27 protein-coding genes are annotated in these 23143 nt (G+C 70.4%); 22 read left to right on the top strand and 5 right to left on the bottom strand.

Going from position 1 to position 23143, the window contains the following annotated elements; genetic code table 11:
* The first annotated feature begins 173 nt into the window (after positions 1 to 173).
* The 22 genes from ABZ404_RS38720 (at position 174) to ABZ404_RS38615 (ending at position 20331) form a co-directional block, all read left to right on the top strand.
* Complete coding sequence (locus ABZ404_RS38720) at positions 174 to 560, top strand: HK97 gp10 family phage protein (protein WP_358837831.1); 387 nt, start codon at positions 174 to 176, stop codon at positions 558 to 560.
* Positions 557 to 742, top strand: coding sequence for a hypothetical protein (locus tag ABZ404_RS38715; protein WP_358837830.1), 186 nt, complete (start codon positions 557 to 559; stop codon positions 740 to 742). The genes ABZ404_RS38720 and ABZ404_RS38715 overlap by 4 nt, the downstream gene beginning before the upstream one ends.
* Entirely contained in the window at positions 739 to 1185 is a 447-nt protein-coding gene (locus tag ABZ404_RS38710) for a hypothetical protein (RefSeq protein ID WP_358837829.1), read from the top strand. Before ABZ404_RS38715 ends, ABZ404_RS38710 begins: the two co-directional genes overlap by 4 nt.
* 100 nt (positions 1186 to 1285) lie before the next feature.
* Positions 1286 to 1762 carry a hypothetical protein gene (locus ABZ404_RS38705; protein ID WP_358837828.1) on the top strand — a complete coding sequence of 159 codons (477 nt, stop codon included), beginning with the start codon at positions 1286 to 1288 and terminating at the stop codon, positions 1760 to 1762.
* A gap of 98 nt (positions 1763 to 1860) precedes the next feature.
* A complete protein-coding gene (locus tag ABZ404_RS38700; RefSeq protein WP_358991675.1) occupies positions 1861 to 2421 on the top strand; it encodes a hypothetical protein in 561 nt (186 codons plus the stop codon).
* On the top strand, positions 2373 to 2816 hold the full coding sequence (locus ABZ404_RS38695) for a hypothetical protein (RefSeq protein ID WP_358837704.1): 444 nt from the start codon (positions 2373 to 2375) through the stop codon (positions 2814 to 2816). Before ABZ404_RS38700 ends, ABZ404_RS38695 begins: the two co-directional genes overlap by 49 nt.
* Positions 2817 to 2846: 30 nt before the next feature.
* Entirely contained in the window at positions 2847 to 8027 is a 5181-nt protein-coding gene (locus tag ABZ404_RS38690; RefSeq protein WP_358991672.1) for a phage tail tape measure protein, read from the top strand.
* The gene (locus ABZ404_RS38685) at positions 8020 to 8916 is read left to right on the top strand and encodes a hypothetical protein (RefSeq protein WP_358837134.1); all 897 of its coding nucleotides are present in this window, start codon (positions 8020 to 8022) and stop codon (positions 8914 to 8916) included. The genes ABZ404_RS38690 and ABZ404_RS38685 overlap by 8 nt, the downstream gene beginning before the upstream one ends.
* 16 nt (positions 8917 to 8932) lie before the next feature.
* Positions 8933 to 9871, top strand: coding sequence for a hypothetical protein (locus tag ABZ404_RS38680; protein WP_358837135.1), 939 nt, complete (start codon positions 8933 to 8935; stop codon positions 9869 to 9871).
* Positions 9868 to 10965, top strand: coding sequence for a hypothetical protein (locus tag ABZ404_RS38675; protein WP_358837136.1), 1098 nt, complete (start codon positions 9868 to 9870; stop codon positions 10963 to 10965). Before ABZ404_RS38680 ends, ABZ404_RS38675 begins: the two co-directional genes overlap by 4 nt.
* The gene (locus tag ABZ404_RS38670) at positions 10962 to 13052 is read left to right on the top strand and encodes a hypothetical protein (protein ID WP_358991669.1); all 2091 of its coding nucleotides are present in this window, start codon (positions 10962 to 10964) and stop codon (positions 13050 to 13052) included. Before ABZ404_RS38675 ends, ABZ404_RS38670 begins: the two co-directional genes overlap by 4 nt.
* 161 nt (positions 13053 to 13213) lie before the next feature.
* The gene (locus ABZ404_RS38665; protein ID WP_358837819.1) at positions 13214 to 14038 is read left to right on the top strand and encodes a hypothetical protein; all 825 of its coding nucleotides are present in this window, start codon (positions 13214 to 13216) and stop codon (positions 14036 to 14038) included.
* A 428-nt stretch (positions 14039 to 14466) separates the two neighbouring features.
* On the top strand, positions 14467 to 15267 hold the full coding sequence (locus ABZ404_RS38660) for a peptidoglycan-binding protein (protein ID WP_358991679.1): 801 nt from the start codon (positions 14467 to 14469) through the stop codon (positions 15265 to 15267).
* 43 nt (positions 15268 to 15310) lie between these two features.
* Positions 15311 to 15679, top strand: a complete 369-nt coding sequence (locus ABZ404_RS38655; protein WP_358837940.1) for a hypothetical protein — start codon at positions 15311 to 15313, stop codon at positions 15677 to 15679.
* 67 nt (positions 15680 to 15746) lie between these two features.
* Positions 15747 to 16082, top strand: coding sequence for a hypothetical protein (locus ABZ404_RS38650; protein WP_358991667.1), 336 nt, complete (start codon positions 15747 to 15749; stop codon positions 16080 to 16082).
* Positions 16051 to 16278, top strand: coding sequence for a hypothetical protein (locus ABZ404_RS38645; RefSeq protein ID WP_358991664.1), 228 nt, complete (start codon positions 16051 to 16053; stop codon positions 16276 to 16278). Before ABZ404_RS38650 ends, ABZ404_RS38645 begins: the two co-directional genes overlap by 32 nt.
* A complete protein-coding gene (locus ABZ404_RS38640; RefSeq protein ID WP_358991661.1) occupies positions 16278 to 16634 on the top strand; it encodes a hypothetical protein in 357 nt (118 codons plus the stop codon). Before ABZ404_RS38645 ends, ABZ404_RS38640 begins: the two co-directional genes overlap by 1 nt.
* A 188-nt stretch (positions 16635 to 16822) precedes the next feature.
* Positions 16823 to 16999: a hypothetical protein gene (locus ABZ404_RS38635; protein ID WP_358837872.1), complete on the top strand. Its 177-nt coding sequence runs from the start codon at positions 16823 to 16825 to the stop codon at positions 16997 to 16999.
* A gap of 59 nt (positions 17000 to 17058) precedes the next feature.
* Positions 17059 to 17586 carry a hypothetical protein gene (locus ABZ404_RS38630; protein ID WP_358837873.1) on the top strand — a complete coding sequence of 176 codons (528 nt, stop codon included), beginning with the start codon at positions 17059 to 17061 and terminating at the stop codon, positions 17584 to 17586.
* A 58-nt stretch (positions 17587 to 17644) separates the two neighbouring features.
* Positions 17645 to 18055: a hypothetical protein gene (locus ABZ404_RS38625; RefSeq protein ID WP_358991658.1), complete on the top strand. Its 411-nt coding sequence runs from the start codon at positions 17645 to 17647 to the stop codon at positions 18053 to 18055.
* A 90-nt stretch (positions 18056 to 18145) separates the two neighbouring features.
* Positions 18146 to 19243, top strand: coding sequence for a tyrosine-type recombinase/integrase (locus ABZ404_RS38620; RefSeq protein WP_358991656.1), 1098 nt, complete (start codon positions 18146 to 18148; stop codon positions 19241 to 19243).
* Positions 19240 to 20331 carry a hypothetical protein gene (locus ABZ404_RS38615; RefSeq protein WP_358991653.1) on the top strand — a complete coding sequence of 364 codons (1092 nt, stop codon included), beginning with the start codon at positions 19240 to 19242 and terminating at the stop codon, positions 20329 to 20331. The genes ABZ404_RS38620 and ABZ404_RS38615 overlap by 4 nt, the downstream gene beginning before the upstream one ends.
* On the opposite strand, the gene ABZ404_RS38610 is transcribed toward ABZ404_RS38615, so the two are convergent.
* From ABZ404_RS38610 to ABZ404_RS38590, 5 genes are all read right to left on the bottom strand, one after another.
* On the bottom strand, positions 20328 to 20588 hold the full coding sequence (locus tag ABZ404_RS38610) for a hypothetical protein (RefSeq protein WP_358991649.1): 261 nt from the start codon (positions 20586 to 20588) through the stop codon (positions 20328 to 20330). The genes ABZ404_RS38615 and ABZ404_RS38610 overlap by 4 nt on opposite strands.
* On the bottom strand, positions 20585 to 20818 hold the full coding sequence (locus ABZ404_RS38605; protein WP_358991646.1) for a hypothetical protein: 234 nt from the start codon (positions 20816 to 20818) through the stop codon (positions 20585 to 20587). The genes ABZ404_RS38610 and ABZ404_RS38605 overlap by 4 nt, the downstream gene beginning before the upstream one ends.
* Before the next feature lie 98 nt (positions 20819 to 20916).
* Positions 20917 to 22146, bottom strand: a complete 1230-nt coding sequence (locus ABZ404_RS38600) for a helix-turn-helix domain-containing protein (protein WP_358991643.1) — start codon at positions 22144 to 22146, stop codon at positions 20917 to 20919.
* Between the two features lie 246 nt (positions 22147 to 22392).
* Positions 22393 to 22824 carry an NUDIX hydrolase gene (locus ABZ404_RS38595; protein ID WP_358991641.1) on the bottom strand — a complete coding sequence of 144 codons (432 nt, stop codon included), beginning with the start codon at positions 22822 to 22824 and terminating at the stop codon, positions 22393 to 22395.
* A gap of 24 nt (positions 22825 to 22848) precedes the next feature.
* Positions 22849 to 23143: hypothetical protein (locus ABZ404_RS38590; protein ID WP_358991638.1), on the bottom strand; the 295-nt coding region annotated here is incomplete at its 5' end.

The following is a 23143-nucleotide window of genomic DNA, read 5'->3' as shown; positions in this document are numbered from 1 at the left end:
CCGATCGCACCCAAGGACGCGCTCGTCACCGTCACCGCCGTCCACAACCCCTTCCGGGACGCGCTGCTGGGCCGGTCGTGGGTCTGCACCGACGAGTCCGACGCCGCGACCCTGGAGGCCGTACGGATCACGGGCCTGGACCAGAACCGCGGCCCCCAGGACGGGGGGACGCCATGACGCCCGACGAACTCGCCGAACGCCTCGAGCACGTGGCCGGCCAAGTCCAGAAGCGTATGGAGCAGGCCGTACGGCACGCCGCGCAACTCGGGCAGGCCCGCATCCAGGGCAACGCGTCCGGCCGCCCCGGCCCGAACGTCATCACCGGCGCCTACCGCGGCTCCTGGCGCACCGAGACGTCGTCCATCCGGGGAGGGGCGAAGGCCACGATCGGCACCAATGCTCCGCAGGCGCGCCGCCTGGAGTTCGGGTTCGTCGGCGCGGACTCGCGGGGCCGCGTCTACAACCAGCCGCCCTTCCCCCATGTGCAGCCCGCGCTGGGGTACATCGAGCAGACCCTGCACGGGCAGGTACGGCTCGCGGTGGCGGTGATGCTGTCGTGAAGCACGTAACGCACATCCACCCCGTCGACGACAAGGTCGAGCACGACACCAGCAGCGGCGAAGCGAGCTGCGTATGCGGCCCGGCCGTGCGGCCCGTGGCGCGCGACGACGGATCGATGAGTTACCTGATTGTCCACCACTCCCTCGACAACCGTGAAAAGACCGAGGGGAGCGGCTCGTGATCTCGCGTCGTCTCGTGACCACCGCGCTGGCCGCGCTCCTCACGTCCGCCACCGGCAAGCCCGTGGGCCGTGGCCGTCTCCCGGACGCGAAGCCGCCCTACTACCTGCTGTATTACATCGACATGACGCTCAGCGGCGCGCCCTTCGCGGATATGAACGAGGACGCATCGTTCGTCTACCAGGTCACCAACGTGTCCGGCCCCGACCCGGACGTACCGGGCTCGTACGGCACGCAGGACCAGGAGGAGTGGCTCGCCGACAAGGCCCGCGAGGCCGTCCTGGGCCGCGACCCCGCCACGGGGTTGTGGCTGCACACCCTGACCGTGCCGGGCGCACGCTGCATCAGCCGCTCCCTGGAGATCGAGCCGGGGGAATCCTCCGACCCAACCGATGCCATCATCAGTTCTGTACAGAGGTTCAGGCTCAACCTGACCTCGACCTGACGCTGATTCAGGCTGCACGACCGCACCGCGGCGGGACCCCACGCGGACGCCACCACGCAGGTGGCCGCCACTGCCGGACGTATTTGCCGAGGGGTCCCTCATGCCGAGGTTCAATCGCAAGGGTGTCACGAAGATTCTCTTCGCGACCACCATCGCCTCCACCGCCTACCTCCCCACCCGCGCCGAGATCACGGGCGCCACCAAGCTGACCGATGCGATTGCCGCAGTGGACGGCTTCGCGCTGGAAAACCAGACGATCGAGACACCCGACCTGGGTTCTTCGTTCACGTCGAAGATCAGCGGTGAGGACCAGGCGGCGGACAGCTCGCTGACGTTCTACGAGGACGACACCGACGAGACCCTGGAGACCGCGCTCGCCAAGGGCTCGACCGGCTTCGTGATCATCCTTCGCAAGGGCGACGTCCCCGCCTCGAACAGCATGGACGTCTACCCGGTCACCGTCGCCTCCAAGTCGTCCATGATCACCGTGGACAACGAAGCCGCCAAGTGGCAGGTCAAATTTGCGATTACCGACACGCCCGCGTTGGACGCGCCCGTGCCGGCCGCCGGTCCCTGACACCCCCTTCTCCCAGCTCCCGGCCGGGCCCGACGACGTCGGGAAGGGGACGCCTGTCGGCGCCCGGCCGGGTCCCCCCTTCCCCGGAGGACCCCCTCATGCCCACCAGCTCCAAGACCACCGTGCCCGAGCCGCCCGCGGCGGCCGTCGCCCAGGACCCGCACTGGACGGCGACCCGCGAACGGCTGCGCCGCCGCCACCGGCCCATCGCCACCCTCACCATCTGCGACGACCACGAAGCCCGCACCGGCCTGGACCGCGCCAAGCGCGCCCTTCAGATGGTGCAGGCACAGGCCGAAGCCGACCCCGACGACCAGGACCTGAAGCGCGACCTGGCCACCGCTCAGACCGCCGTCGACCAGGCACAGCGGACGTACGACGAGGCGGCCATCGTGCTCCGCTTCCAGGCCGTGGACCGAAGTGTCTTCGACGCGCTGAAGAAGGCCCACCCCCCGACGGAGGAGCAGGCCACCGACGGGGAAATCGTCAACGCCGAATCCCTGGGGCCGGATCTCATCGCCGCCTGCTCCCTGGACGGCATCACTGCCGAGGAAGCCCGTGAGTACCTCGACACCTGGGCCAACGGCGAGGCAACCGCGCTGTTCATGACGTGCTGGAACGTCCAGGGCGAGACCCGCATGGACCTGGGAAAAGGCTGATCGCAGATGAGCGTCTGCGGGCCGAACTCGAACTCTGCGACCGGTGGGGGATCCCCCACTCGCAGTTCCGCGGCATCGGGGACGGCCAGTGGACGGAACGCGACCGCGACAAGGCTCTCGCCTACCGCGACTACCAGCGCTCCGTCTGCACCCAGTGCGGCACCCGCTACGACGAGTGGGACCACGGCTTCCCCGGCCAGGAGGACGCCTACGTCGCCACGATCCAGCGCTGCGTCGGCTGCCAGGTCATCGCCGAAAAGCAGGACGAGCTCAAAGAAGAAGGCGACCTGCACGGCAAGCGGATCGCCCTGGTCCCGGTGGCGGTGCACGCCGCGCAGCAGGCCGCGCGCGAGCTGAAGCGGGCGGCGCGGCGCCGCATCCGGGACGACGACTGATCAGCACGACACAGAGAGGGGGCCCGGGCCGTGAGCAACTGGACCTTGAGCGTGGACCTGCGGGGCACAGGCACCAGCCTGGCCACCGAGCTGCGCCAGTCAGCCACCCACGCCCGCGCCCTCGGCACCGCCTCCAAGAACGCCCGCACCCACATACGGGGCCTGGGCAAGGACTCGGAGACCGCGGCCCGCCACGTCCGCACCCTGGGCAACAGCGCCCGTACGGCCGCCCGCGACGTCTCCCGGCTTGGGTCCAGCACCCACAGTGCCGATCGTGGCCTGGCCAGCCTCGGGGGGCACGCCCGTACGGCCGTCCGTGACCTGGCGCGGATGACGACCCAGCTCAACTCCACCGTGCGGGACCTGAACCGGCTCGCCACGGCTTCCGCCCGCGCCGACGCCCGACTGGCGCGACTCGGCCTGGGCGGCGCCGCCGGTCTGCGCCATACCCGCACTGAGGCCGACGCCCTGCACCGCCGCCTGCTGGGAATGGCCAATCTGCTCGCAGGCGGCGCCCTGTTCATGGGCGGCAAGGAACTCCTCAAGGAGGGGGCCGAGTACCAGCAGGCCATGAACACGTTCGGGGCGACGACCGACGCGACCCGCATGCAAATGCTGCGCGCCGGGGCCACCGCGAACCAGCTCGGCAATGACCTGACACTGCCGAAGGCGACCGCAGCGGACGCGGCCGAGGCCATGGTCGAGCTCTCCAAGGCCGGGTTCAGGACGGACCAGGCGATCTCCGCCACCCGCGCCTCGCTGCAACTGTCGGCTGCCGCGCAGGTCAACGCCGCTGACAGTGCTCGGTACTTGGGCGACATGATGGACCAATTCGGTCTCGGTGCCGACCAGGCGTCCACTGCCGCCGACACCCTCGCCGCCACCGCGAACGCGGCCTCGGGTGGTATCACCGACATCTACTACGCCATGAAGTACGCGGGCCCCGTGGCCCACGGCATCGGTATGTCGATGCAGGAAGCAGCCGCAGGTGTCGGCATGCTCCACAAGCAGGGCATCATCGGCCAGACCGCCGGCACCAGCCTGCGCGGCATGTTCGTGAACATGGCCAAACCGACACATCAGATGTCGGAAGGCCTGCACGACCTCGGTATCGAGGCTTACGACGCGCAGGGCCAGTTCAAGGGCCTGCGCACTGTGGTGGAGGGGCTGGAGAAGGCTCAGCACCGAATGAGCCAGCAGGACTTCACCGCAGCGGCGGCGAAGGCGTTCGGCAAGCCGGCCTTGCCTGGCGCCATAGCACTTGCCCACCAGGGTGTGCAGTCCTATGACGCGCTGCTGTCCACCATCTCCAAGACCGGCTCCGTAACCAGCCTCGCCGAGGCCCAGGGCAAGGGCCTCGCGGGCGCCATGGTCCAGCTCAAGACGCAGGCGCGCCAGACCGGACTGGCGATCTACCAGGGCATGGCGCCGGGCCTGGAATGGCTCACCCGCGGAATGACGACGGGCCTGAACAAGGCCACACCGCACATCGAGCACTTCTTCCAGTACCTCAACGACGCGGCCACCCTGTTCGGGCCGGACATCAAGCGGGCCATACGCAGCCATGTCGGTGACGTGGAGGGTGCCGTCTCCGACATGGTCGCCCCGTTCAAGGACGTCGGGAACAAGGCGCTCGCCGACTTCGTGCACCTGCTGCTGACGGCCGGTGGCGCGGCCGTACGGATCCTGACCAACCTGGCCCACGGCGTCCAGCCTGTCGCGGACGGTCTCGCCTCCCTGTCCGACGGCGGTGACTCGGTCGTCTCCAGTCTCGACCTAGTCGTCACCGTCCTGGACCTGCTCTTCCGGGCGCTGGGCTACGTGTCCGGGGTCCTTGTTCCCGTAGGGCACGCTGTCGGTGCCCTCGCGCACAGCTTCGGCGCTCTGCCCGGCCCCGTCCAGCAGTTCATCCTCGCCGCCCTCCTCGTACGCCGAGTCCTGCCGCTGATGACGGGCCTCGCCACCACGGTCGGCGGCCGTGTCACGGGCTCGTTCCGTTCCCTGGGCCAGCAGATGGCAATACAGCGGCAGCTCGCTGCCATGGGTGGGGCGGCCATTAGCCGATACGGTGCCGCGTTCGCGGTCCTCCAGACCCGCGTCCCGGTCGTCGGCGCGATGGCCGCCAGCTTCCGCGGCGCCACGGCGGCCGGCGCTGGCTTCGCCGGGACCCTGCGCGGCATCACCGCGGCGGCGGGCACCGGTCTGCGCGGCGCGATGAGCGGGCTGATGGGCGCCCTTGGAGGGCCGTGGGGTGTGGCCCTGACCGGTCTGACCGTCGGGCTGGGGATCCTGGCGTCCGCGCAGCAGTCCGCCGCCGCGCGCGCCGCCGAACACCGGGCCACCATCGACGGCCTGACCCAGGCGATGCGCCAGTCCAACGGCATCATCGACGAAACGGTGCGCCAGCAGGCCGCGCAGGCCGTCCAGTCCACGAAACTGACCGGCGTCAACGGCCACCTGATGGACGTCCTGGGCCAGGTCGGCTACAGCCTGTCCGACGTCACCGACGCCTACCTGGGCCAGGGAACCAGCATCGACGACCTCGTCGACAAGCTGAAGGATCTGGCGAAGGAGCAGAAGACCGCGTTTGAGCACGCCGGGAGCGACAAGGAGCGCGACCTGGCGGCCGACCGTGCCCTGTCGTACGAGTCGGCGGCCAAGGCCCTGAAGGGCATGTCGGGCGACGCGGAGGAGGCCGCGAAGAAGGCCAAGGACCTGAACGCCGCGACGAAGGGCACCAAGGACGGCGCCAGCGCCTACGACAAGCTCAAGACCTCGGTGAAGGCGTTGGCCGACACCACGGGGGATGCCGACTCCCGCACCCGCGCCCTGCGCGACGCCCTCGACCTGCTCTCGGGCGGGTCCATCAGCCTCCAGGCCGCGCAGGCCCGCGTTCACGAGGCGATCACCAACGCCAATGAGGCGATGGCCGCCGGTGTGAACCACGCCGACGGCTGGCACCAGCAGCTGCTGAAGAGCAGCGGGGCGATCGACACCACCACGAAGAACGGCCAGGCCCTCTTCAGCACCCTCGACTCCATCGCTGAAGCGTCGTCGCAGGCCGCGCTCGCCGCGTTCGACTTCGCCAAGAGCCAGGGCAAGGACGTTCCCGAGGCGGTCGCTGCCGCTCGCAAGGAGATGCAGGACGCCCGCGACTCCGCGATGAAGCTGGCCGGTGGCTACGGCCTGACCAAGGACGAAGCGGCTGGTGTCGCGGACGCCATGGGGCTGATCCCCGGGCAGGTGTCGATCCTCCTCACCACGAAGGGCCTCGACACCGGGCTCGCCGAGCTCCTCGGGGTGCAGGCCGAGTTCAAGCGGCTGCCCAAGGAGAAGACGATCAAGGTCGAGGCGCTGGGGGAGGACGCCAAGAAGGACCTGGAGGAGATCGGCTACAAGATCGAACTCATCCCCGGCACCCGCGAATACAAGATCACGGCTCCGACGACGGCCGCCCGCCACGAGCTCGACCTCCTCATCAACAAGCTCGCGGCCACCAACGGGAAGACGCTGCCGATCAAGGCGCCGAGTGCCGCCGCCATCAAGGAGCTCTCGGCGATCCAGACGAAGGTCGCAGGGACGCACGGCAAGACCCTCACCATGCGGGCGCCGACGGCCGAGGCCCAGGCGAATCTTCAGGCCCTCGGCTTCTCCATCAAGCAGAACGCCCGCGACAAGACCGTCACCATCAGCCTGCCGACGGGCGGGCCGATCTCGGCGGCTGCCGCGATCCAGGCCGCCATCAGCAACATCCACGGCCACGACGTCGGCATCGGGGTCTACCTGAAGGCCACCAGCAGCGACAGCGACGCCAACGGTGTCCCCGACATGATCCAGAACCCGCAGGCCAACGGCAGCGTCCTGGACTTCTACGCGTCCGGCGGCACCAACCGGCAAGGCCGCCGCGAGAACCACGTCGCACAGATCGCCCCGCGCGGCGCGTGGCGGGTGTGGGCGGAGCCTGAGACCGACGGCGAGGGCTACGTCCCGTTCGCCGCGTCCAAGCGCCCCCGCTCGCGCGCCATCACCGAGGAGATCGTGCGGCGCCTCGGGGGCGACCCGGCCGGTATCGAGTGGAACGCGAGCGGCAGCGTCACGGACTGGCGCTACGACCCGTCCACCGGCACGCTCTACAGCGCCTCCGACGCCGGGCAGGCCGGGCACAAGACGCGCAAGGTCAAGGTCAAGGGCGGCGAGGACAAGGAGATCGACTACTTCGACCTGTCGGCGGTCGAGTCGAAGCTGAAGGCGAACTCGCGCGCCAACGCCGAATGGGCCAAGAACCTCACCACGGTGGCGGAGCGGGCCGGGTCCGACGTTGCGGCTGCGCTGGAGGGCATGGGGGAGGACGGCGTCGCCCTCACCGCCAAGATGGCGAAGGGCACCACCAAGTACGTCAACGAGATGGCCGCGAGCCTGCGCGGTCTGGGCGCCACGGCGAAGGCCACGCTCACCGACTACACGCGTCAGCTCACCAAGGTCTCCAACACCAACACCTCTTTCGCGACGGACCTGGCCAAGCTCGCCGCGGCGGGGTACGGCGACCTCGCCGCGCAGTTGTCCGCGCAGGGCGACGAGGCGGCTCAGCAGCTCGCCGCGGAGGCGGTCAAGGACAAGGGCAAGGCGTCCAAGGCCAACACGCAGGCCCAGCGCGCCAACGCCCAGCTCACGCCCGACCAGATCTCCGAACTCGTGTCGATCATCGCGGCCGTCAAGTCGAGCCGGACCGGCCTGCACGACGTCGCCGACACCACAGGCCTGGGTGAGGACGAGATCGTCACCGTCGCCGGGAAGGCGTCCCCGACGATCCGCGACGCCCTCGGGGCGCGGGCCACGAAGTTCCTGGCCGACCTCGCGCGGGCGCAGAAGGGCTTGTCGTACGCCGACGGCGGGATCCGCGAGGGCATCTACGCCACCCAGAACGGCATCGTCCGCTTCGCGGAGCCGTCCACGCAGGGCGAGGCGTACATCCCGCTCGCGTCCCGCAAGCGCATGGCCGCCACAGCCGTCCTCCACGACGTCGCCGGGCGCTTCGGCCTGGGCATCACCGACGCCGCGAGCAGCGGCCGGGTCATCGTCATCCGCCAGGACGGCGACACCCACGTCAGCGTCTCCACCGTCCGCACCGGGGCGTCCGCATCCGACATCGGCGCCCAGGTAGGCCGCTCGGTCCGCCGCGCCCGCAGGGGAGGGGTGGCAGCCCGTGACTGACCTACTCGACTGGCAGATCGACCTCAACGGCGTCCTCATGGGCGCCGGGACCCCCATCAACATCATCGAGACGTCGGGGCTGGGCATGCCCGCCGTACGGGCCTCCGATGTCGAGCAGCCGGGCCGCGACGGGCTGTGGCCGGCCCCCGACTACTACGGCGGACGCCAGGTCCAGATCGACGCCGCGGTAAAGGTCCCCGGCGACCCGGCCGGATGCCAGGCCGTGCTCGCGCAGCTGCTCCAGGCGGCGGATGACCCGGCGGTGCGTCTGGTCGGCGGCGCCACCATGCCCCTGCGGATGAAGCGCCCGGGGCGGCCCACCAAGGTGCTGTACGGGCGAGCCCGGCGCGGTGACCCCGAGTACAAGCAGTTGGTCTTCGGGTACGTCCCCATCGACATCGAGTTCCTGGCCACCGACGCCACCTGGTACGGCGACAGCGACCAGGTCACCGAGATCCCCCTGGGCTGGCTGTCCGGCGGCGGTTTCACCGCACCCGTCCAGGCTCCCATCCATGTGTCCTCGGGGGCGACGGCCGCCGACCGGCCCGGCTGGGTCAACAACGGCGGCGACGGCGCCACCTGGCCCGTCCTGCGCGTCACCGGGCCCTGCTCCAACGTCACCATCACCAACGCCACCACCGGCAAGTCCCTCGCCCTGCCCACGCTGACGCTGGCCTCCAGCGAGTGGGTGGAGCTCGACACCCACCCCGGGCAGGTCTCGGTGCTGCGGGAGAACGGCGGCAACGCCGAAACGCTGCTGTCCGCCGCGTCCCGCCTCGACCTTTTCTCCCTCCCGGCCGGACGCAGCGAACTGCGCTGGACCGCCAGCGACCCCACCAACACCGCCCGGCTCCACGTGACCTGGCGCAACGCCTACACGGCCCTGTAAGCAGAGGAGAAAACCGATGGTGCTGTTCCAGGCGCCCATCCTGACCGACGGGGCCACCCACTCCGCCCAGCAGTTCCGCATGCTCGTACGCGACCTGTCCCGAGGCGCGGAGGGCGTCACCAACGGCACCGACCTGAAGGTGACCGCGCTGTCCACGCCGGGCGCCGGCGTGCAGATCGGTGACGGCTCCGGCATCGTCATCGGCAAAGACGCCGCGTTCCAGGGCTCCTACGCGGTGTGCAACGTCGGGGCGGCCACCCTCGGTATCGCCCCCGGCGGCGCCTCCTCCCGCTGGGACCTGGTCGCGCTGCGCATCCTCGACCCCGAGTACGCGGGCAGCGCCGACCCCGCCGTCGACCCGATCATGTTTTTCGACGTGTTCCCCGACGTGGGGCCGACCGCCACGGACATCCCACCGGGGTACACGGCCATCCCGCTCGCACGGGTCCAGATCCCGCCGTCCACGTCCACCATCACCGCCGGGCTCATCACCGACCTGCGCAAGGTCGCCAACCCGCGGCGCGAGCGCGCCATGTACGTGGAGTCCCCGGCCACCCCCTCGGGGGAGATCTCCGGCAGCTCCGGCACCTACTCCTACTTCTCCACGGCCGCGGGCTGGAACATCGACGTACCGTCCTGGGCGTCCAAGGCGATCATCCGCTGTGACGTGGGCGGCCTGCGCTACAGCACGGCGAACTTCAACGGCTACTTCGGCGCGACCCTGGGTTCGAGCCTCACGGTGCAGCAGACGATCCTCGACGACAACGGCGGCACCGGCGTCCGCCGCAGTACCGCGCTTGCGGCGGACACGCTGACCATTCCGGACTCCTACCGGGGCACCACCCAGCTCCTGCGGATGCGGGCGGCCGGAGGCTCCGGCAACACCGGCAAGGTCTCCGTCGACACCTCCTCGACGCTCGTTGCTGAGGTGGAGTTCGTGGACGCGCCCCGATGACCGGCAGCCCCGACTACCGGATCCTCACCCGGAACGCCCTCACGGGGGAGTGGCTGTCCAAGGCCTTGCCGCTCACGGATCTGGAGTACGGCTGGGAGCTCAACGGCCCCGGCTCCCTGAGCGGCACCCTGAAACCGCACATGCTCCACGCGAACGCGACCCTGGTCGACCCGGGAACGACCGAGATCTACGTGGAGCGGGACGGACTGCTGCGCTGGGGCGGCCTGGTGTGGGACGCACGCCTCAAGGGCTCCGAGTACGCCATCGAGGCGGCGTCCTGGTCGTCGTACCTGATGCACCGCCACGTCATCGACACCGGCCTGACCAAGTACTCCTACGCCGACCCCTGCCAGATCATCCGGGACATCTGGGCCTACGCGCAGGGCATGGCCGACGGCGACCTCGGGGTCATCGTCGACGCCACGACGTCCACCGCGAAAGTCGGCACCAGCGCCGACCCGTACGCCCTGTCGTGGTGGGAAAACCCGGTCCTCGGGGAGAAGGTCGACGACTTGGTGTCGGGGGAGGCCACCCCCGACTACACCTGTGACGTCGCCTGGAACAGCGACAAGACCGCGCCCGTGAAACGGATCCGGCTGGGATGGCCGCGCCTCGGGACACGCCGCAAGGACATCAGCTTCTCGACCGGCATCAACATCGTCGAAGACCCCGAAGTGCCGCTCGCAGGCGACGACTACGCCCAGGTGGTCATCGCCTCCGGCGCCGGGGACGGCTCCGCGAAACGCCAGGCGATCTCCGCCGTCCGCAACGGCCGCCTGCGCCTGGAGTCCGTACTGGATCTGCCCGACATCAAGGCCCAGGACGTCCTGTCGTCCCGGGCCGGCGCGGAACGCATCTACCGCCAGGTCCTCGGCACGGTCGAGCAGATCACCGTCCGGGACAACCGGGCTGCGCCCATCGACTCCTGGCAGGCCGGGGACGACGTCCCAGTCCGAGTCGACAACGACTGGACCAGCTTCCGCGGCTGGTGCCGCATCACCGGCTGGGCGACGAAGCCCGGCGCGGACGGCGGCGAGCAGTCCGTCCTCCAGCTCAAGCCCTCCGCCTCCTACGTCTACGGGAGCCCCGCATGACGACCGATGTGGGCCGCGAGCTAGCCCAGCTCAAGCAGAAAGTCGACCGGCTCCAGCGGGCCTCCCGGCTGTCCTCGGCATCCCTGGACGACACCGCCCTAGAGGTCCGCGACGGCACAGGCTCGCTGCGGGCGCTGGTGGGGCAGCAGGCGGACGGCACCACCGCGGTGAACGTCGTCAACGGCCCCCCGCCGCCCGTCCCGTCGGCGCCGATCGTCGCCTCGGTGCTGGGCGGCATCACCGTGTCGTGGGACGGCCTGTTCGCCGGGGGCGCGGCGATGCCGCTGGACTGGTCGCGCATCGAGGTCCACGCCTCACCGCTCGCCGTGTTCACGCCGATGCCCGCCACGCTCCAGTCGACGATCGAGACCCCGCAGGGCGCCACCGTCGTCATCCCCACCACCGGGCCCCTGTACGTACGGCTGCTGGCCCGCAACACCTCCGGCACCGCCTCCGACCCCACCGCGGTGGAGGGACCGAAGGGACCGACGCCCGTAGTTGCCAGCGACGTCCTCGACGGCATCATCACCACCATCAAGATCGCGGACGACGCGGTCACCGGCGCGAAGGTCGCTGCCGGGGCGATCGACACCGAGGCCATCGCCGCGGCGGCTATCACCGCCGCGCAGATCGCAGCCAACGCGGTCATCACGGCCGCCATCGCCCCGGACGCGGTGACCGCAACGAAGATTGCCGACGGGTCGATCACCACCCCGAAGCTGGTAGCGAACGCCGTCACGGCCAACGAGTTGAACGCGGCGGCCGTCACCGCCGCGAAGATAGCCGCCGGCGCGGTCGTCGCCGGGAAGCTCGACGCGTCCTCGGTCGTCGCCGGGAACATCGCGGCAGCCGCCGTCCAGGCCGGGAACCTCGCTGCCGCGTCCGTGCAGGCCGGGAACCTCGCGGCCGACAGCGTCCAGGCGGGGAACATCGCTGCGGACGTCATCACCTCCCGCGAGCTCCAGGCCCTGTCAGTGGTCGCCGGTAAGATCGCCGCCAACGCCGTGACGGCCACCGAGATCTCCGCCGGGGCCATCACCACCGCGAAACTCGCGGCCGGATCGGTCGACGCCACCGCCCTGAAGGCGGACGCGATCACAGGTAAAACGATCACGGGTGGCACGATCACCGGTACCGACATCAGCGGCGTCACCGTCACCGGCGCCACGGTCACCGGCGGCACCCTGCAAACCGGCACCACCGGGACCCGGGTCGTCATCACCCCGAGCCCGCCCGCCGGGATCGCTACACGCCCCTCAATCCTCGTCTACTCCGGCGTCACCGGCGAGCTCATCCCCGCCATCATCAACGCAGGTCAGGACCCCGACAACCCCAGCATCGCCCGCCCGCAGGTAGTCCTCGCGTCCCCCCGCATCAGCACCGAGCCCGGCGGCAGCTCGCCGGGCGCCAACCTGGTCCTGCGCGCGCCCAAGCTCGGGTCCCTCGGGGGGGCGTTCATCTTGAACGCCTACTCACCCGACGACACGAGCACCATCGGCAAATGCAAAATCATCGGGACGGGGGCAGCCACCGACGCTACGGATTCCGAGATCCACTTCATCCTCGTGGACGGCGATGAGGTCGCCTCCGACATCTACATGTTCGGCAGCTACACCGAGTTCTTCATCAACGGCAGCAGTCACATTCTGAACGCCTCCGGCCTCTCGCTCACGGGCGGCCTCACCGTGACGACCACGGCGGCCGGACCGAACGGGACCTACAACGAGGAGGGCACCTGGTCGACCGCGAATGGCGGCGCTGGCGTCACTTTCAACTCGTGGGTGCAGTCCACCAACTCCACCTACCAGACGCTGCGCCTGTCCAAGGGCGCCGTCCGAGCCCGCCTGGACGGCGTCGCCATGGTCGCCACCGCCTTCTCCACCGGCTCGCAGACGGCTTTCACCATCCCCTCGGGCTACCGGCCGCTCAAGGCGCATTACTTCGCCATCCCCAACATCACGTCCTCCAGTCCGGGTGTCCTGGGCTGCCGCGTCGGCGCCGACGGCCTCGTCACGATCTTCACGTCCGTCTCCGTGCCCCTGAACGCCCTGTACGACTTCTCCAACGTGCACTGGCCGCTCAACTGACGGAAACGGGCCCCGGGGCAACGATCTGCCCGCACACCCGTACGCTGGAGCCACGATCAACCGGGCGACCCTCCGCCCGCTCCATCCCCGAGGGACCGCACCACAACAGGTGCGAGAACAACGCCATCAGCTTCGGGCGCGGGGAGTTACGGAGCCGGGCAGTGCCCGATCTACGTGTGCGCGAGTATCCGGTCCAGCCACGCCTGGGCCGCCACATGGTCCTGGACCCGCGCAGCCTGGCCTACACCCGTATCTACGACGGGCAGCCCCTGCACGCCCGCGAGTGGGAGCCCAAAGTCCCCGTCCTGGACCAGCAGGACCTCCTCTCCCAGGGCATCGACACCCACGCCCTGTACCCGGACACGGACACCGTCGACGCCCTCGGCTCGTGCACCGGCAACGCGGGCACGGCCGTCCTGTCCTGCCTCCTCACCAAGGCCGAAGCCGCTGCCGCCGGCCTCGACCTCGAGGACGCAGCCGCGGCCGAGCGGTACGCGATCGGCCTGTACGCGGACGCGACCCGCGCCGACGCCTGGCACGACCAGCAGTGGCCCACCGACGACTGCGGCTCCTCCGGCCTCGCCATCGCCAAGACCCTCAGGCACCGCGGCCTGATCCACCAGTACGGGCACGCCCTGAACGGCCACCAGCTCGCCGTGTTCCTCCAGAGCGGGCCGGTGCTGATGGGCATGCCCTGGCACGAGGCCTTTTTCGAGCCGCCGCGCTCCGGGCTCCTGGACGACCTCACCGACTGGCAGGCCTCCCCGGTCGCGGGCGGCCACGAAGTCGCCGTGATCGGCCTGGTCCGCATCACCGTCGACCGCACCGGCCGGCTCGTGCCCCGCCAGACCCTGCTGCGCGTCCGTAACTCCTGGTCCGCGTCCTGGGGGGACGGCGGCGACTTCCTGATGTCGCTCGCCGTCTACCAGGCCCTGCGCGACCAGATCGACCTCATCCAGCCCCGCATCGAGGGAGACCGCCGGTGAAGACCGCCCCCACCCCCGCATCGACGAGCCGCAACTACCACGTGGCCGTCGACCACATCGAATCCCCCAACCCCGACGCGCCGTTGCAGTCCACCAGCACCTACCTGGGCACCGTCGACCAGGCACACGTCGACGAGGTCCGCGCGATAGCGGCCCTCGAGGACAGCCCCCGCCACGTCAAGGCTCATCCCCGTATCGAGGGCGCGTTCTGCGTGCTGCGCGATGACGGCGACCTGGACGTGTACGTGCCCGTCGACGCACCCGAGTTCCGCGTCTACCCGCCCGACCCGCACCCCAAGACCACCGAAGGCGCCGACGCGGACGGGAACGGGGGCAGCGCGGAGAAGAGCGTCGGGCCGCGCGGAGCGTCCGGGCCCGCCTACATCGACGGCGCGGTCCACTTCGGGGATCAGTCCATCGGCGGCGCCATGGACTACCCGGGCAACCCGCCGCGGGCGGTGTGGCACACCACCGAGTCCCCGGCCGGCGGATCCTACTTCAGCAGCGTGGCCGCGTACCTGATCCGCGTGGCCTCCGAGCCGCAGGTCATCTACGACCCGGTCACCGACCGGATCGGGCAGTTCGGGCCGCTCACCCAGTCCGGCCGCGCGCTGCGGAACGACGGCAGCCGCCGCACGAACCGCGAAGGCAAGGTCTGCGTGCAGATGGAGGTCCTGGGGGAGGCCGCGCACCCCTGGACGAACGGGTTCAACCCGTCCAGTAAGCCGAACTTCCGCAAGCTGATGTCCACGCTGCGTGCTCACGGCATCCCGGACGTACGGCCCGCGGGGGACTTCCCGGCGACGGCTACAGCCGTTGCGGCCAAGCCGCGCAACCGGACGACGTGGCAGACCAAGGGGGGTCACTACGGCCATTGCGACGTCCCCGGGAACGATCACTGGGACCCGGGTGCCATCGCGGCCAGCGTCGTCCCCGGCAAGGCCAGCAGCCCCACCCCGACCCCCACGCCCTCATCGGTGTACGAGCCGTTCCCGGGCGCCGCGTTCTTCCACACGGGCAGGACCAGCGCGATCGTCACCGCGATGGGCCGACGCCTCGTCGCGGAGGGATGTGGCCGCTACAACCAGGGCCCGGGCCCGAGCTGGACGCTGGCCGACAAGAACAGCTACGCGGCGTGGCAGCGCAAGCTCGGCTACACGGGCAGCGACGCCGACGGCATCCCCGGCAAGACCAGTTGGGACAAGCTGCGTGTCCCCAAGCAGCTCTGACCCCCTCAGCACCCACCCGTCCCTTCCCTCCCCTGGAGAACCCGTGAACACCAGCATCATCAAGGTCCTCGGCAGAGAGCCCGCCGCCTGGCTCGCGCTGGTCGCCGCCCTGGTGAAGGCCTTCTCCGCCTTCGTCATGGACGTCGACCCCAGCACCCAGGCCGTCGTCAACGCCGTCGCAGGTGCCGCCATGGGCCTCGTCATCGCGCTCATCGTCCATGACGGCGCCGTCGCCGCGGTCCTCGGCCTCATCCAGGCCGTCATTGCCCTCACCGTCGGCCTGGGCCTGGACTGGAGCACCGACAAGCAGGCCGTGTTCATGACCGTGGTCACCCTCGCCCTGGCCGGGTACGACCGGACCCAGGTCACCGCCCCAGTCCCCGCCCGGGTACGGCCGCTGAGCAGGGTATGACCGCACGGGAGCGGCGGCCGGCCCCCCTGGTCGGGCCGCCGCCGTCCCCGCACGTGAGGGGGAGCAGATGAGCGACCTGATGGGCATCAACCTCGCCCAGGGCGGCGCCGTCGGCATCCTCGCCCTCGTCGTCATGATGGTCCTCCTCGGCCGCCTCGTTCCGCGCTCCGTCCTCGAAGACGTACGCGCCGACCGAGACGCCCGGGTCGCGGAGATGACCGCCGAGAGAGACACCTGGCGTGCCGCGCACATCGAGAGCGAAGCAGCCCGCCGGATCGCCCAGGGACAGGTCGGGGAGCTCCTTGAACTCTCCCGTACCGCTGACCATCTCCTGCGGTCTCTGCCGCAGCCGACCCGGGAAGGGGGCAAGGATGCGGTGGACCCGGCTTCTGCGCCGTCATAAGCACGAACCGCCCGAGCCCGCCCCCACCCCGGGCCAGCAGGCCGCCGACAACGCCCTGAACCGCGCCCGTCGCGCCCGGCGTGATGCCGAGAGCAAGACGGGCGCGGTCACCGAGGCCGCCGAGAGCCTGCGGCAGGTCCGCGAACGTAATCACTTCGGATCGATGATCCTCAAGGCCTTGGAGGGAGACCACTAGTGGACTGCTCACAGATCGCCAATGTCGCCGCGTCCGGCGTGGTCACCCTGTCCAGCGCCGTGTTCTGCGCGGCCTACCAGCGCCTGGCCCCCTGGCGGGCCTCGGCCGTCGGCCGCCACATCATGGCCTTCACGGGTGCCATCGGAGCGCTCGCCCTGTACAGCGTCATCGTGGGCCTGTGGCCCACCGGCCCCCACATCGCATTCCTGCGCGGCGCCCGCACGCTGCTCCTGGTCGTCATCGCCGCCCTCATCATTCAGCGCACCTGCATGCTCTTCCACGCCCAGCACGCACACGCGAACGACCCACAGGACGACACCCCGCCCACGAAGGATCCCGGGGGAACTGTCCGGTAAAAACACACAGAAAATAACTGCGGCCAGCACTGACTCCGGCAACCCCTCCCACCTGCACGTCTCTTGCTTCCCTCGCGCCGTCATGGCGGGACAAGCAGCAGCACGAGGAATGAAGAACTGACGTCCGGTGCCCCCTCCGGGTGAACGGGGGCCGTTGCGGGCCGTTGGGCCCAGCTAGCATCCGCGTCATGTCGCTGAACAGGAACGCCAGGGACCTCGCTGACGAACTCGGCATCACGTACAGGGCCGCGTTGCAGTTGCTGGACCAGGAGGCCCGCGGCTACGAGTCCCGCAAGGAGACGGCGGATCGTCTCATCGACTACCACCGGCGTCGCAACGCGGGGTCCTCTTCGTCGGCGTCTTGACCGTCTGCTCCCTGGTCGCTGCTGGAGGGGTACCGTCGTCCTTGACCGAGGAGGTCGCGATGGAGCCCATCCTGCATCGGCCGGACTACCCACCGAAGACGCCGCCCCCGCCGAAGCGGCCGATCTCGCCCGAGCGCCCGGACCCGGACACCAAGCCTGCGGGCGCGGTCGCCACACGGCGGCCGGCGGCGGTCATCCGCAACCGGCGCGCGGCGAACTGGGCGCTGGAGAACGCGCCGTGGTCGCCGCCGAAAGCCGCGACGCGTGTGGTCGAGCAGCTGGCCGACTGGGGCTTCGTCCTGGGGGCCGGGCAGCGCGAGACGGTCGCGGCCGTCACCCGGGCACTGGCCGTGGCGAGCCTGAAGGACGGGGGGAAGCGGGTGACGGTGCACGTGGCGGAGGAGCACCGCCAGGCCCTGGTCCTGGTGCTGTCCCACCAGGACGGCCCGGCACCCGACGCCGACCAGGGCTTCCTGGACACGATCGTCGCGCTCGGAGACGTGGTCGTGGAGTGTGGCGCGGACACCGACCGCGACGAAGCAGGCAACCGGCGGTGGGCGCTGCTCGATCTCGCTGCGAAGGGCTGAACGGATTGTGCTCCTGGCTGGGGAACACACCTTCCCCTTTGGGGTGACCATGGAGGGCATGAGCGACAGCAACGCCCGGGAGAACGTCCTCCAACACGCCAACCGTCTCATCTACATGGATCTCGCGCTGTGCGGCTGCGGTCTTGCCGAGGAGTCCTACGACTTGGTCCGCCGCCTGCTGGCCCTGACCCCGTACCACCAGAGCCCTGAAGTCCAGAAGCAGGTCGCGGCGTTGTGCGGAAACGCGCCTGCCCAGCACATGATCCTGTCCATGCTGACCAACGCCGGCCTCATCGAGCACGGCTGCGTGATCGAGGGTTCCTGGCTTACCGACAAGGGCGAGTGGTACCTGAAGGCACTGGACAGCATCAGCGACTGGGACGACATCCACGTGGGGCTCCCGCATGATGGCAGCCCGTGCACGGAGGTCTGCTGGCGGGCGCCTGTTCCGGTTGAGGCCACAGCGTGACCGAGCAGGAGCAAGGTCTACAGAAGTAGGCGGTTCGCTGAGGATCGTTCTGGGGGAAGCGCATAACTAGGACTTATGTACCCTGATCTTGTGACGTCTGATATCGAGATCAGGACGGCCGGAGCAGTCGACCAGTCCGTCGAACAACATCTGCTGCATCTGCGAGACCTCCTGGGCCAGGTCGCCCCACGCGACCCGCACACCCGGCGGCTCGGACCTCGCCGCTGGCGCCTGGAGATCCTCGCCGAACTCTGCACCACCGAGACCTTCCGGCACGTCGTCTCCTGGTTGTCCTCCACCCTGATCGCCTCCACCGGTTCCAAGCGGGACTACGCCGACGACATCCGGCACTGGGCCGTCTTCCTCCAAGAGGAGGAAGGCATCGCCCCGTTCGCCCTGGAAGACGTCACCCCGCCCATGGTGCGGGCCTACCGGGAACGGGAGGAGCGGCGCAAGAGCGCCCCGCGCACCATCAAGCGGCGCATGGATTCGCTGTCCTCCCTGTTCACCTTCACCGGCTGGGCGACGGACCGCCCGATCCTCAACCCGGTCACGAAGTTCGACAAGCCCCGTGTCGACCCCAACGACCTCACAACCGCCACCCCCGTCCTCGAAGTCGACGAACTACAGGCCCTGTTGGACCAGGCCGGCTCCGCGCGGCAGATGTTCGCCGCCGCCCTCATCTACACCCTGGCCGGTCGCGTCTCGGAGTGCTGCACCGCCGGGCTCCATCAGATCCGGCACGAAGGCGACCAGCGCAAGCTCGACCTGCGACGCAAGGGCGGCAAGGGCCGTGTCTTCACCCTGCCGCCGCGGTTGTGCGCGCTGATGGACCAGGCTGTGGGCGACCGCACCACCGGCCTGCTCCTGCTGGACGACCGGGACCAGCCCATGGACCGCCACGCCGTCGACCGACTCCTCAACCGGCTTGGCCAGGCGGCCGGGGTCCTCCCTGGCCGCGAGGTGACCCCGCACGTGCTGCGGGCCTCGAAGCTGACGCACATGCACGACGAAGGCGTCCCCCTTGAGGAGATCCAGCGGTACGCCGACCACGCGCACGTCCAGACCACACTGCGCTACATCCGCCAGCGGGACGACGAGGCCTTGAAGGCCAAGCACGCCGCCGCGGCCGTGGCCGTCTACGACCACCTGCTGGACCGATTCGTCGACAACGGGGGAACGGCGTGAGCAACCAGCTTCCGGCGTCGGTGCGCCAGTTGCACGCGGCCATCGACCGGGCGTTCCCGGCGGGTGAGGGCGGGGTGCAGCCGGTGCGGCGGCGGCAGTTGCGGATGGTCGCCGACATGTGGGGCCGTGCCCTGGAGAAGGACGACGGGTTCTCCGCGTCGGCCCGGTCCGATGCGCGCCGGCTGTTCACGCGTCCGGCGCTGGAATCCTTCTGGCGCCTGGTGCTGGCCGGGGACCTGCGGGCCCGTCCGGCCGAGGAGGGCAAGCCGCGGACGCTGGCGTCGCTGCGGATCGTGCGGGACTGTCTGGGGCTGCTGGCGGATGAGATCATCCCGGGCAGGCCGGTGTGGTTGCCGCGGGTGCCGCAGCAGGAGCCGAAGGCCACGGTGGCGCCGCGGGCGGTGCGGTCGCTGTACCGGGCTGTGGTGGACTTGGCGGCCGGGGGCCCGCTGGAGCGGTCGGGGACGGGCCTGCGCTATGAGGACCGGGTGCGGCTGCTGGCCATGGTGTCGGTCGTCCTGGATGTGGCGCCCCGGGCCGGGGAGTTGAGCGCGCAGACGCTGGCGGACCTGGTGGAGGTGGAGGGCGGCGCGTACATCGGGGTGCGGCGCCGGCAGCAGCGGGCGGCGCCGAATCGGGCGGAGGAGATCGCCGCGTTGGCGGAGGTGCATCCGGCGACGGTGGAGGCCCTGCTGTGGGGGGCAACGCATCAGATGTCGGAGGCGACCCGGCAGCGTGTGCTCGCTGCGATCCGGGAGCTGGAGCCCGCCCCGGAAGTGGAGTGGTACGTGCTGCATGAGCGGACGCAGGTCGCGCTGCGCCAGTGGCTGAGCGTCCGCGAGACGCTGGTGGCGCCGCTGCAGGGGGCGCGGGACGCGTTGTGGGTGACGCTGAAGGCCACGCACCTGGGGCCGGCCGGGCTGCCGCTGGGTTCGACCGGTGTCTCGCAGGCCTACGCGCGAGGGGTGACCGCATTGAATGTCCTGATGGCGGGGTCGTACGGGTGGGAGCCGCTGCCCCGGCGCTTGGAGCAGCTACGGCGGTCGCTCGCGGTGGTGCCGGTGGAGCTGCCTGCGGGTGAGTCTTAGCTCTGGTGGGCGCGGAGGTCGGGGACGGCGTCGGCGGCCTGGTTGAGGACTTCGGTGAGGCGTACGGCGGTTCCGGCGTTCATGCCCCCGAGGTCGACGAAGGCGCAGCCGTTGACGGGCTGGCTGCCGCGCAGGGAGGGGATGGTGATCCCGACGCGGTTCAGGGCTTCGCGGAGTCCCGCCGCGGCGGCGATGCCGGCGCGTACGGCATCGGCGTGCTGGCGTGCCGCCTGTTCCTGGGCTGTCCTGTTGGTCATCGTTTTCCTGCCTTGTCGGTGAGGTCTTCCAGCGCGGTCTCCCACTCGCCTCCGCCGCCGGAGACCGGCCGCAGGAACGCGATCTGTTTGGTGATCCGGTCGGAGTCGCGGTCCCGGTGGATGATGACGGCGACGAGCCGCCACGGCTTGCCGGTGGGGTCGGTGTAGTACTGCGGGTGGGCTGGCCTCTCGGGCCATTCGTCGATCGGCCAGTACTCAAGCTGGGGCATGCCTCGACGCTAGGCGCGGGCCACGGGCCCGACTGGTACAGGGTGTCCCCCCTTGTTGAGGGGGACACCCTGTACCTGTTGTGTGGCTGGGGGGCAGGTCAGGCGGCGACGCCGATGTCCTCGGCGAGCTGGTGGGCGGTGTGGGAGAGGGCGCCGCTGGTGGTGCGGCTCAGGTCCGCGGCGAGGGCCCGGCCGGAGGGGACGTAGCGCACGGCTTCGGGGGAGGTGTCGTAGGCGAGGCGCAGGTACTGGAGGGCTGAGGCGGTCTCGCGGCGGGCGTGGGAGGCCTTGGCGGCGTCCAGGAAGAGCCGGGAGCGGCGTTCCACGGAGGGGATCGTCGACGGGTCGGTGTCCTCGACCCTGCGCAGGGCAACGCCGGGAGTGCGCAGGTCGGCGCCGATACTGACGGCGTGGACCGCGACGTTGCCCATGCCGAACATCGTCCAGGGGTGGGCGTAGGCCGGGCCGAGCCTGTGGGCGGTGCGTTCGGCCTCGGCGTGCCAGCGCCAGGCGTCGCCCTCGCGGCTCTCCTGCGCGGCGGTGACCGCAGCGTGCAGGCACAGGCTCCCGTACAGGCCGCGCAGCCGGTCGGAGCCGCCTTCGAGCTGGGGGCACAGGGTGTCGGCGGCGTCGGCGACGATCCGCAGGGCCTCCTCGGTGTGGCCGGTCACCCGCAGCCCGTTGCCGACGATCCACGCGGCGGAGGCGAGGGCGAGGGGGTCGTCGGCCTGTTCGGCGGCCATCCGGGCCCGGTCGACGATGACCCAGTACAGCTCGGGTTCGACGGTGTGCGCGGCGTACTGCTGGGCGAGGGCGTAGATCTCGCTGAGGATGACCGCGGCCCGCCGTTTCTCCGGGCCGTCGGCGGCCCGTACGGTGGCGTGCCCGGTGGTGATCAGGTCGGGCAGGAGGATGGCCACGGCGGTGCGCTGGCCGCGTGCCTGGTGCCACAGCTCCCACGCCTGGGCGACGCGTCCGGCGAGCTCGCCGACGTCGGCGGGGGTGCCGGCGGCGGCGAAGAGGGGGGCGTGGATCGCGGCGCGCAGGTGAACGACGCCGGGGTGGCTGACGCGCCCGCCGTCGTCGATCGGCATCGACATGCTGGTGTCGCCGGTGAGGTCGCTGATGTTCTTGCAGTCCAGGAGCCGCCCGAGGCGGACGATCATTGAGAGTTCGCGGACGACGCGTTCGCCGCGCTCGACTTTCTTCAGCCAGTCCTCGGACCGTCCGACCAGGCCGGCCAGGACCGGGCGGGTCATCTGTCGGCGCTCGCGGCGCTCGCGCAGGAGGTCGCCGTTGACGGTCATCGGCGCTGTGGGATCAGGCATGGGTGCCCCCTCGGCAGGGATGTGCCTGCCAGCGTAGCCAGTCCGTCCGGGCTCGACGAGCCGGTGTGGTTACGGAGTTGAGAGGGGTGGGTCGTCTCGCACCTCTGGTGGTGTGGCGAGAGGTTGGGCTACGCTGCGCGTGCGCGATCAGTGTGACTCACATGACCACTCTGGCCGCGCGCCACGAAGGCCACCGACCCGCGCAGGGTTCGGTGGCCTTCGTGCTGTCCGGGATGGAACGGGTGGTCAGGAGGCGGGGGTGTACGACGCTTCCAGGGCGGCGGCGAGGATATTGGCGTGGTCGAACGCCATCGGCGGCGGCCACGTCGCGGGGAACCAGTGGGCGGTGCGGGCGTCGTCTCCCGCGATGGCCTGTGTGTCGTTGGGGACGACGGCCAGGTAGGCGACGGTGACGTACCGGCCGCGCGGGTCGCGGTCGGGCCCGTCGAATACGCCGATCTGGCGCAGGTGCCCAGGGTCCACGTGAACGCCGGTCTCTTCGGCGAGTTCCCGGGCGGCGGCATCGCGGCTGGTCTCACCGGGGTCGACGTGGCCGCCGGGCAGCGCCCAGCATCCCTCGTGCGGGGGCCAGCCGCGTTCGATGAGCAGGACGCGGCCGTCGGGCGTGGTGGCGACCACGTCGGCGGTGTAGCGGATGGTCTCGGGGGTGGTGGTCATGGTGCTCCGTATCTCGGGTTGCGGTCAGGCGGCCAGGTCGGTGTCGGTCTGGGTCAGCTTGCGGCGCGGGCGGTAGTCGGCGTCGTCCTTGTCGCGGGCGAGCTCGTAGTAGTAGAGGGCGTCTGCGTCGTCGGCGGGCGCGGGGGCGGGCCGCTCGTAGACGGTGGGCTCGGGCCGGGTGAGGACGTATGCGGCGCGGTGCACCGTGTAGGAGACGATCCCGTTGAGGGTGAACGGGCGCTCTTCGCCGCGCAGTCGGCACATGGCGATGATGGTGATGTCTCCGGCCTTGGTGGTCCGGAACTCGTGGATCTCGATC

Source organism: Streptomyces sp. NPDC005878, from assembly GCF_040629815.1.
In the GTDB taxonomy this organism is placed as follows: domain Bacteria; phylum Actinomycetota; class Actinomycetes; order Streptomycetales; family Streptomycetaceae; genus Streptomyces.
Note: the sequence above shows the minus strand (reverse complement) of the source record. Positions and strands in the feature narration are given on the sequence as shown.